This window comes from Kordiimonas lacus (assembly GCF_001550055.1).
GTDB lineage: Bacteria > Pseudomonadota > Alphaproteobacteria > Sphingomonadales > Kordiimonadaceae > Kordiimonas > Kordiimonas lacus.
Map to the genome: position 1 here is coordinate 307,364 of NZ_LRUA01000004.1, position 10,049 is coordinate 317,412.

Annotated in this window: 10 protein-coding genes and 2 tRNA genes; 7 read left to right on the forward strand and 5 right to left on the reverse strand. The window is 56.8% G+C overall.

From position 1 onward, the window contains the following. The first annotated feature begins 252 nt into the window (after positions 1-252). Genes KORLAC_RS19165 through KORLAC_RS08010 form a run of 4 tightly spaced genes read left to right on the forward strand, consistent with a single transcriptional unit; the run spans position 253 to position 2,569 of the window. Positions 253-381 carry a hypothetical protein gene (locus tag KORLAC_RS19165; protein ID WP_277620378.1) on the forward strand — a complete coding sequence of 43 codons (129 nt, stop codon included), beginning with the start codon at positions 253-255 and terminating at the stop codon, positions 379-381. A 15-nt stretch (positions 382-396) separates the two neighbouring features. Beyond that, entirely contained in the window at positions 397-756 is a 360-nt protein-coding gene (locus KORLAC_RS08000; RefSeq protein WP_068305243.1) for a GntR family transcriptional regulator, read from the forward strand. Positions 757-767: 11 nt separating this feature from the next. Then, entirely contained in the window at positions 768-1,625 is an 858-nt protein-coding gene (locus tag KORLAC_RS08005; RefSeq protein WP_068305244.1) for an ABC transporter ATP-binding protein, read from the forward strand. Then, positions 1,625-2,569, forward strand: coding sequence for a hypothetical protein (locus KORLAC_RS08010; protein ID WP_068305246.1), 945 nt, complete (start codon positions 1,625-1,627; stop codon positions 2,567-2,569). The genes KORLAC_RS08005 and KORLAC_RS08010 overlap by 1 nt, the downstream gene beginning before the upstream one ends. A gap of 89 nt (positions 2,570-2,658) precedes the next feature. On the opposite strand, the gene KORLAC_RS08015 is transcribed toward KORLAC_RS08010, so the two are convergent. From KORLAC_RS08015 to rlmB, 5 genes are all read right to left on the reverse strand, one after another. After that, on the reverse strand, positions 2,659-5,244 hold the full coding sequence (locus tag KORLAC_RS08015; protein WP_068305248.1) for an Ig-like domain repeat protein: 2,586 nt from the start codon (positions 5,242-5,244) through the stop codon (positions 2,659-2,661). Between the two features lie 260 nt (positions 5,245-5,504). Then, complete coding sequence (locus KORLAC_RS08020) at positions 5,505-6,371, reverse strand: methyl-accepting chemotaxis protein (protein WP_068305251.1); 867 nt, start codon at positions 6,369-6,371, stop codon at positions 5,505-5,507. A gap of 182 nt (positions 6,372-6,553) precedes the next feature. Beyond that, entirely contained in the window at positions 6,554-6,979 is a 426-nt protein-coding gene (locus KORLAC_RS08025) for a cupin domain-containing protein (protein WP_068305253.1), read from the reverse strand. 11 nt (positions 6,980-6,990) lie between these two features. After that, on the reverse strand, positions 6,991-7,416 hold the full coding sequence (locus tag KORLAC_RS08030; protein WP_068305254.1) for a cupin domain-containing protein: 426 nt from the start codon (positions 7,414-7,416) through the stop codon (positions 6,991-6,993). Further along, positions 7,413-8,147 carry a 23S rRNA (guanosine(2251)-2'-O)-methyltransferase RlmB gene (gene rlmB, locus KORLAC_RS08035; RefSeq protein WP_068305287.1) on the reverse strand — a complete coding sequence of 245 codons (735 nt, stop codon included), beginning with the start codon at positions 8,145-8,147 and terminating at the stop codon, positions 7,413-7,415. The genes KORLAC_RS08030 and rlmB overlap by 4 nt, the downstream gene beginning before the upstream one ends. A 355-nt stretch (positions 8,148-8,502) precedes the next feature. On the opposite strand from rlmB, the gene KORLAC_RS08040 reads away from it, so the two are divergent. The 3 genes from KORLAC_RS08040 to tuf all read left to right on the forward strand — a co-directional run bounded on the left by KORLAC_RS08040 (position 8,503) and on the right by tuf (position 10,049). Beyond that, positions 8,503-8,586, forward strand: a tRNA-Tyr gene (locus tag KORLAC_RS08040). A gap of 80 nt (positions 8,587-8,666) precedes the next feature. Continuing rightward, positions 8,667-8,740: transfer RNA gene (locus KORLAC_RS08045), tRNA-Gly, on the forward strand. Positions 8,741-8,858: 118 nt separating this feature from the next. Then, positions 8,859-10,049 carry an elongation factor Tu gene (gene tuf / locus KORLAC_RS08050; protein WP_068305257.1) on the forward strand — a complete coding sequence of 397 codons (1,191 nt, stop codon included), beginning with the start codon at positions 8,859-8,861 and terminating at the stop codon, positions 10,047-10,049.

A 10,049-nucleotide genomic window follows, 5' to 3' on the forward strand; every position in this document is an offset into this window, starting at 1 on the left:
GTCGGTACGGGACAAGAGGTGAAAACACCCGGCCCGAGTGACGACAGCAAGAACAGAAGCGAGAGACAATCTCGACAGCGAGGAAAACGAGCAGGGGGCCGGACAAAAACATAAAGAACCGGCCCCCGCCCCACTCAAGAGCCAAAAAGGCCAGGGGTTCTGACGACAGAGATGCTCAGATACGACAGCAAAACGATAACAAGACGATAACAACAAACCCCGGGAAAACCGGGTACGCGAGGAGAAACAAAAATGTCGATGAAAACCTACCAACAAGTCAAACGCGAACAACGCCGCAGCCGCCGTCTGGCGCGCCAGGCCGACGTTCTCAAGCGCACCGCACAATCCGTGCATATCCAGCTCTTTGCAGCTGCAGCTTAAGGAAGGGGAGAGCGTATGACGCCGGATTGGACGGACGATCAGCCGATCTACCGGCAGCTGAAGGACAAAGTGGTCACGGCCATTATGGAGGGCTCCCTCATTGAGGGTGAGGCCCTTCCTTCCGTAAGGAATGTCGCCGTTGAAATGCAAATAAATCCTATCACTGCCTCTAAAGCCTATCAGGAGCTTGTCATGGACGGACTGGTTGAGAAAAAGCGCGGACTGGGAATGTTCGTGGTGGAAGGCGCACGCGACAAGCTGATGGAGGCTGAGCGCGAGCGTTTCATTAAAGAAGAATGGCCCCGTGTGCTGGATACCATCCGCCGCCTGGGTCTTGATACAGAAGAGCTGCTCAAAAGCAGCCGCAGTCATTAGGGGAGGGCTACATGACAGATTATGTAATTGAAGCAAAAGGCCTTTCCAAGCGTTTCGGCGATTTCCAGGCCCTCAATGGCGTGGACTTCAAAGTGCCGCTGGGTCGCATTCTTGGGGTTATCGGCGCCAACGGCGCGGGCAAGACCACCATGCTGAATGCGGTTCTGGGCCTGTCGTCATATGACGGCGAGCTGAGCGTGCTGGGCCTGGACCCATCGAAAGACCGCGACGCCTTGATGCAGGATGTCTGCTTCATCGCCGATGTGGCCACCTTGCCGAAATGGATGAAGGTTGTTGAGGTTCTCGACTATGTCGAAGCCGTGCACCCAAGGTTCAACCGCGCCAAGGCGATGGACTTCCTGAGCCGCACCAAGGTGCCGCTTGACCGCAAGGTGCGTGCGCTTTCAAAGGGCATGACCGTGCAGGTGCATCTGGCGGTGGTGATGAGCATCGACGCCAAGCTGCTGGTTCTGGACGAGCCGACGCTGGGCCTTGATATCATTTTCCGCAAGCAGTTCTACCAAAGCCTCCTCGAAGAATATTTCGATGAGGAGCGGACGGTCATCATCACCACCCACCAGGTGGAAGAGGTGGAGCATATCCTCTCTGATGTGATGTTCATCCAAGATGGCAACATCGTGCTTGAGTCCGATATGGACGAGCTGACACAGCAATTCATCGAAGTGATGGTCAGCCCGGGCAAAGAGGAAGAAGCCATGAAGCTTGGCCCGATTGCCAAGGGCAGTACTTTCGGCAAATCCACGTGCGTCTATAAAAATATTGACCGCGAAACGCTGGCCAAACTGGGCGAAACGCGCCGCCTGGGCCTGGCGGATATCTTCGTGGCGACCATGACAGGAGAGGCATAATGAACACGTTCACAGCCCTCATTAAACGCGAAATATTGGACGGCATGAACGGCTATATCCGTGTGCCGGCCATCCTGGCAGCCTTGTCGGTCTTCCTGGTGATTGTGTCCACCATCGGTTTCGGTGCGACCATCGAGTTTGACGGCGTTTTTGATCGCCATCCGGAAGTTTCAAACCTGGGTGAAGCCGTTGAAATGGCCGCGAACAGTAACAAAGGCGAGCATGAACTGCCTGCTGCTGTAACGCTGAGCTACTGGGTAATGGGCGGCATCAGCTGGGTGGCATTGCCATTCGTGATCTTCTTTTCGCTCCTGTCTTCCCTGTACGAAGAGCGTCGTGACCGTTCAATCCTGTTCTGGAAGTCTATGCCGGTAGCCGATTGGCAGGAAGTACTGGCCAAGCTTGTGACCCCTGTGCTGGTTGCGCCGCTGGTGTTCCTGGGCGTTGCTGTTGCAGCGCAATTGCTGATTGCCTTCTTCCTCAGCATTGTTGTGCTGTTTCAGGGTGGGCCAGTGTTGGAAATGTGGCCATTGGCGACCATGCTGGGTACCTGGGCAGTCTTTGTCACGCAGTATGCCGTTTCCACTTTGTGGGTGTTGCCGCTGTTGGCCTGGGTGCTGTTTGTTTCTTCCTATGCATCCCGCCTGCCATTCATGTGGGCTGTGCTGCCCCCTGCGGTGATTGCTGCGGTTGAAGGTATCCTGTTTGAAACCACGCGTTTCCTTGAGTGGTTTGGTGTTCATCTTGGCGGCTGGCAGGCCTATGCCTACCATGACCTGAACCCGGATATTGACGGTCCGCGTGACTTCCTGAACCTCGTGTTCGGAGGCGTACAAATGGAAGGCCTGACCTACACACTCTCAAGTGGCCAGTTCTGGCTGGGCCTGGTGATCGCAGGAGGCTTTGTTTACGGCGCCATCGAGATGCGCAAGCGCGCGATCTAAGGAACCCATCTCTACTCTCCCAAAGACCCGAGATGAGGAAAGGGCCGCCCCCAGGGGCGGCCCTTTTTCATTGCCATCAATAGGCAACACTAATCCAGCAGCATCACCATGTTACTGAGATCTTCGACCGTCAACCCGACCAGAAACACACTGTTGCCACCACCGGTGTCGATCAGAAGGCCTGCCTGACCCGCAACGGTCGCCACGGTTGCAGCTGCCGCAACGCTCGCGGTGTCGGTGAAGTCTGTCACTGTTCCCGTGAGCCTGAGTTCGTCCTCTGCCACGCTGAAGTCGGTGACAGTATCCTTGCCGGATGTTGCGCCGAAGGCGAAGATATCGGCGCCGCCGCCGCCGGTGAACAGGTCATCGCCTGCGCCACCCCACAGGGTGTCATCGCCGTCACCGCCGTGGACTGTATCATCGCCGGAGCCGCCAAAAAGCTCATCGTCGCCGTCACCGCCAAGAACGCTGTCGTTGCCGTCAGACGCGAACACAACGTCATTGCCGTCCCCGCCATCGATCACATCATTGCTGCCGCCTTCGCCGCCGCGACCGCCATAGACCTTGTCGTTGCCGCCGCCGGCATTCACGCGGTCGTTGCCAACGCCACCGCCTACTGTGTCGGCGCCATTCGCTCCGATGATGAGGTCGTCGCCGTCGCCGCCCCAAAGGCTGTTGGCGTCAAGCTCGTCGGATGCTTCTTCGCCCAAGCTGAAGGTGCCGTCGCCCGAACTGTCATCCCAGCCGCCACCGATCAGTGTATCGTCGCCGTCGCCGCCATAAAGGATGTCGCTGCCGTCGTCGTCGCTATCATCGTCGCCTTTGCGGCGGTTGCCGCCCACGATCAGGTCATTGCCCTTGCCGCCGCCAATCACATCGTTGCCGCGTCCGCCCGCCAGACGATCATTGCCAGTGTCGTTTGCACCTGCCCAGATCTGGTCGTTGCCGTCACCGGCCTCAAGATTGTCATCACCGTCGCCGCCGGTGATGGTGTCATTATCGTCTGATCCGGTGATGGTATCGTCATCGTCCGTGCCCTTGATGCGACGATGGGTGCCGGTCGAGTTGCCGGGGTTGCTTTCGTCCACACCGTCCTCGTCGTTGCCGTGACCATTATCATCATGGCCACCGCCGCTGTTACCGCCGCCATTGCTGCCATCGGAGTTGCCGGGGTTGTCGTCGTCGACGCCGTCTTCGTCATTGCCGTGGCCATTGTCGTGGTCGCCGTCGTCATTGCCGCCGGGGAGGGTGTCGTCGTTATCCGAGCTGCCATCAGACACCTCGAAAACACCTGAAAACCCTTGTTCCAGTATATCCTGATAGGTGTATGTGACATCGTTGCCGGCCAGATCGCGGACATAGAGCTGCAACGAATATTCGCCATTGGAAAAATGATCAGGCAGCACGAATGTGACGCTTTCCTCTTCCGCCCCGTATACAAATTGGACAAGCTGTTGGCCTGTCGGCGATGCAAGATACACCCGAAATTGATCGATGCCGGCTTTGTCGTCGCTTACCTTTACAGATACCGTGATCTCGCGGTCTCCGGATTCAAAGTCGATCACCGGCTCGTCTACCGTGAAGGCCACAAGCGAAGGCGGGGTGGTGTCGGTGTCTGCCTGAGTGACTTCAAAGCTGCTGATAAAACCTAGTTCTTGCAACTCCTCTGCTGAGTAGGTCAGCATATTGCCAGCGACGTCTTTTGTTACCACCTTGATGGTGTAAATGCCGTTTACCGCGTTTTCAGGGACGGAAAATGTAATTGATCCACTGGATGACGTTCGGCCTCTTCCCTGCATCCAGTTGCCTTCGGGGTCATACACCTCGATGGAAAAATTGGTCAGCCCCGATAAATCATCGATGGCGGAATAGCTGAAGGTGATGGTGCGGTCACCTTCTGAAACATTGATGACCGGGTCGTTTGATATAAGGCTGTCGAGAGTTGGTGCCTCAGTGTCTTCTATCGAACCAGTGATTTCAACTGATGGGGCAAAGCCCATACTTTGTAGCTCGCTGGATGAATAATATGTCCAGTTTCCGGCTTTGTCATAGACCGCGATTTCGAACGCGGTTGTTCCGTTCGCGACATTGTCGGGCAGGGTGAATGTGAAAGAGTGGGTCGCTCCCGTTGCCACAGACTGCGATAGGCGAAAACCCTCGTCGCCATAGGGGAGGTACAGTTGGACAAGTTCGACACCCGCCAGGTCGTCAATGACGGTTACGGTGATGCTGACAGAGCGGTCGCCGCTCGCGAAATCAACAATTGGGTCATGAACTTCCAAGGTGGTCACGACGGGAGGTGTTATATCCTCTTCCGCATTCTTAACCGTCACGGCCACTTCAAACAGGTTCGACAGGTTCGGGCCATCATAGGTGCGGGCGTTGCCTGCGGTGTCTGTCACCACGACCTCCGTGACCTTGTATTCGCCCTCAGGCTTGTCGTCTGAAATCGTGAAGGTCAGCTCGCCAGATGCGGCGCTCAGCGTCTTGACCATCGTGTCGCCGTCTGGGTCCGTCACCGTGACGCGGATCGAGGCCACTTCGCTGTCGGCGTCGGAGGCCGCGAGCACCACCGTCACGCTGTTGTCGCCTTCGCCCCTGTCAACGATGGGGTCTTTGACGGAAATGCTATCGAGAATAGGAAGGGTTGTGTCCTGAACCGCTTCGTCAGACATAGGTCACCTGTTGTCGCAAGGGCGCGCTGCCAACACACCTGGCTTCAATTTGGCGGTATTGGAAAAATCTCATCTGCCAATGAGTGCTTTCCGGTTGGCCCCGCCACCTCATGCGACTCATTGTGTCCTGATTACATTTAAAGAGACGTTTACAGAAAAATACGTTTTTACAACAACTTATGTAAAAATTTAGAAATGATCCTCAAACAAAAAGGCCGCCCGGTGAGGCGGCCTTGTCGAACGACTATTGTTTGCCCGGTTTAGTCCTTATGCAGCTTGTTCATGAAGTCCTGAACGCTGGAACGCAGGGCGGCGCCCTGCTGCTGCAGGCTGGAGACTTTTTCTGTCACCTCTGACGCGGCGCTCTGGGTGCGGGAGGTGGCGCTGCCAATCTGGGAAAAGTCACCGATCACGCCGCTGGTGGCCTCGGCGGCCTGGGCGGCGCTGTGGCTGATTTCCTGCGCGGCGGCGGCTTGCTGGCTAACGGTGCCGGACACTTCGCCTGCGATTTCATCCACTTCTTTGATGCGGCCGCTGATTTTTTCAAAGGCGGTCACGGCGTCAGTGGTGGCGCCTTGCAGCTCGTTGATCTGCTGGCTGATCTCATCGGTTGCGCGAGCGGTCTGGGTTGCCAGCGCTTTCACTTCCGATGCCACAACGGCAAAACCTTTGCCGGCTTCGCCTGCGCGGGCTGCCTCGATGGTGGCGTTCAGTGCCAGCAAGTTGGTCTGGCTGGCGATATCATTAATCAGCTTGATCACTTCGCTGATCTTCTTGCCAGAGGCATTCAATGTTGCGATCAGGCGGGATGCGTCGTTGGCTTCCTCAAGCGCTTTGGCAGTCACTTCTGCAGCCCGGCCCATCTGTTCGCTGACATTGCCTACTGACGCCGAGATTTCCTCAGTCGCGCCAGCCACGGCATTAACGCTCGAACCTGCGTGGCGGGCCTTTTCCTCGGCCACATGCATACCGTCCACCGTTTCCTGTGTGGCGCCATTCATGGAAGCTGCGGCTTGTTCCAGTTCGTCTGCCGTGCCGCCAAGGCGGTCAATGGCAGCCAGCACAGAGGTTTCAAACTGATGCGACAAATCGCCAGCGTTTTGAGCGTTCGTTTCCTGATCTAACATACAGATCCCCTTCAAGATCCGGGCAGCTGCGGCCCGCGTCTATTCATTCATTATTTCAGGAATTCCCCAATCCTGATTCCCCCGTACCCTAGGCGAAAAACCATCGCAATTAAAGGCTAAAGCTTGCCGAGGACCTCTTCTGCTTATTGCGCCATTTTCTGGGCATGAAGGCGCACAGCTATTCAGCACGTGGTGGCGATTTCGCCGTCAGGTATTTCAAACGTTTCGAACAGGAACTCAGGCGCAACCACACAACTGACCAACGACCAGGCGCCGTCAGCTCGGGCACGCTGCCAGTGGTTTGCGGGCACAAGGACCTGGGGGCGTTCGCCCTCAAGAATGTCGGGGCCCAGGGTGTGTGGGGTGGCGTCTGTCCGGTCAGTACCGATTTCCAGCGTCATGGGCGCACCAGCATGCCAGTGCCACAGTTCGTCTGCATCAATGCGGTGCCAAAGGGCAAAGCCTTCCTTGTCCAGCAGATAATAGATGGCGGAACATCTGCCACGCTGCTGGCCATCAACGTCATTCCGGTAGGTGCGGCGGAAGTAACCGCCTTCCGGATGGGGCTTCAGCCCCAGTTCCTTGATGATGTCTTGTGCGTTGGTCATGCGAAGTAGGCCTATGTGTCTGCCGGGCGGCCCTCGATATGGAGGTCCAGCGTTTCGAAGGTGAACTCGGGGCTAACCACACTGCTGAACAGTGTCCAGTCACCGGTCGAGCGAATGCGCTGCCAGGTATTGCCGTGGATCACCAGCTGCGGTTTATGGCCGGCCGCGAGGTCCATGCTCATTGTGTGGGTTTCGTCTGCCTTTGTATCTGCGCCGGTTTCAATAACGGCCGGGGCGCCGGCATGCCAGAACCACAGCTCGTCCGCGTCTACCCGGTGCCACAGGGCAAAGCTTTTCTGTTCAATCAGATAGTAGATGGAGGAAGCAAAGGCCCGGCCCGAGACGCCATCTTCATGGCGGTAGGTACGGCGGTAGTAGCCGCCTTCAGGGTGAGGGGCCAGGTCCAGTTTTTCGACAATTTCCTGCGCGGTGGTCATGCTTTCCCCATTTCATAGAGTGCGATGGCTGCAGCGTTCGAGACATTCAGGCTTTCAACTTTACCCGTCATCGGGATTTTGGCAATGGCGTCGCAGTGCTTGCGCACCAGAGGGCGAAGGCCTTTGCCCTCAGACCCCATAACAATGACGATATTGTCGCCCATCGAGACCGAGCTGATCTCGGTGTCCGTGTGACCGTCGAGGCCAACATGCCAATAGCCCATGTCCTTGAGTGCCTCCAGCGCCTGCGCAAGGTTGGCGGCGCGGACCCAGGGCAGGGCCTCGAGCCCGCCGGCAGCGGCGCGCGCCAACACGCCGGATTCGCCGGGGCTGTTGCGGTCCTGTGTGATCAGGGCGCGGGCGCCAAGCGCCGCAGCGGACCGGAGGCAGGCGCCCACGTTGTGGGGGTCGGTCACCTGGTCCAGCATCAGGATGATATTCTTCTGGTCTGCGACCGGCTCCAAATCCAGAAGGTCCAGGCCGGGCAGGGGACGGACTTCCAGCAGCACCCCCTGGTGCGGAGAATCAGCCGGCACGGCACTCCTGAGTATTTGGTCGTCGTCTATATAGTCGACAGCAAGGCCCTGTCGGATGGACGCCAGACCGGAAGCCTGAAGGGCCTTGGTGGTACCGACAAGCCGGATGCATTCACGCTTTGGGTTCTTTAGGGCTTCCTCAACCGCGTGGCGGCCAAACAGGAAAAAGCCGTTCTTGTGCTTTGGTGTCAGCATAGCTGTGGGCCGCTGGCGATCGTCGCCCTGTTGCCGGGGCGCCTGATGGCCGGGCTTTTGCGGGGGCCTGGCTTTTCCTCCCCGGTGGTCCGGTTTCTTTTTAAAGTCTTTCTTAGCCATCGCCTGTGTGCTTCCTGAACAAGGGGTAGCGCGCAAAATATCCACCCGAAACGCGAAGATTATCGCGTGTCCCATATGCTAAAGCGGTGGATTTATAAAGTCCTAACAAAAAAATACGAAATGTTGGGAACTTGATGTTGACATGGGAATTTATATGCGCATATTGCCCCTCACCGCGACGCCAGTTCGGAGTGGGATCAAGTCCCGAGTTTCACTGGCGATCTAGTATATACGTGGAGGGGTTGGGGAGCGGTCAAACCCATCAGACTGTAAATCTGACGCTTCGGCTTCACAGGTTCGAATCCTGTCCCCTCCACCACTTAACCTTCCTTGTTCAAAACCCCTGCCGGGGTTGCGTGCGGGAAGGCTTGTCGTGTTCGAGAGGAGCCGCTGGCTTGTGCGGGTGTAGCTCAATGGTAGAGCAGAAGCCTTCCAAGCTTACGACGAGGGTTCGATTCCCTTCACCCGCTCCAATTAAGTCCCTCTCGGGCGACATCATCATGTGACTACCCGGGTGGGGGTCACGGGGTTAAATGGAAAGCTCGCCTGAGTGTGAACAAAGGCGTGATTGCTTGCAAAGGTAGACGGGCAATGGCTAAAGAAAAGTTTGAACGTAATAAGCCGCACTGCAACATCGGTACGATTGGTCACGTTGACCATGGTAAGACGACGTTGACAGCTGCGATCACTAAGGTTCTTGCGGAATCATTCGGCGGTGCCGCTGTTGACTTCGCGAACATTGACAAGGCTCCAGAGGAGCGTGAGCGTGGTATCACGATCTCGACTGCACACGTTGAGTATGAGACTGAAGCACGCCACTATGCGCACGTTGACTGCCCAGGTCACGCTGACTATGTGAAGAACATGATCACGGGTGCTGCCCAGATGGACGGCGCGATCCTGGTTGTTAACGCAGCAGACGGTCCAATGCCACAGACTCGCGAGCACATCCTGCTTGCTCGTCAGGTTGGTGTACCAGCGCTTGTTGTGTTCATGAACAAAGTTGACCAGGTTGACGACGAAGAGCTTCTCGAACTCGTTGAGATGGAAATCCGTGAGTTGCTAAGTGAGTATGAATTCCCAGGCGACGATATTCCAATCGTAGCGGGTTCTGCTCTTGCGGCTCTCGAAGGTCGTGACGACAACATCGGTAAAGAGAAGATCCTCGAGCTGATGAAAGCTGTTGATGACTATATCCCACAGCCAGAGCGTGCCGTTGACGGTGCCTTCCTGATGCCTGTTGAGGACGTATTCTCCATCTCCGGTCGCGGTACTGTATGTACTGGTCGTGTTGAGCGCGGCATCGTGAAAGTTGGCGAAGAGATCGAGATCGTTGGTATCAAAGACACTCAGAAGACAACTGTTACGGGCGTTGAAATGTTCCGCAAGCTTCTCGACGAAGGCCGTGCGGGCGACAACATCGGTGCACTGCTTCGCGGCGTTGGTCGTGACGAAGTTGAGCGTGGCCAGGTTCTGGCACACGTTGGCTCGATCACGCCACACACGAAGTTCACTGCCGAGACTTACATCCTCACCAAAGAGGAAGGTGGTCGTCACACGCCGTTCTTCGCGAACTACCGTCCACAGTTCTACTTCCGTACAACTGACGTGACCGGTAACGTTGAGCTGCCAGAAGGCACCGAAATGGTAATGCCTGGTGACAACGTGAACCTGACGGTTGAGCTGATCGCTCCGATCGCCATGGACGAAGGTCTCCGCTTCGCGATCCGCGAAGGTGGCCGTACCGTCGGCGCCGGCGTTGTTGCTAAAATCATCGCGTAA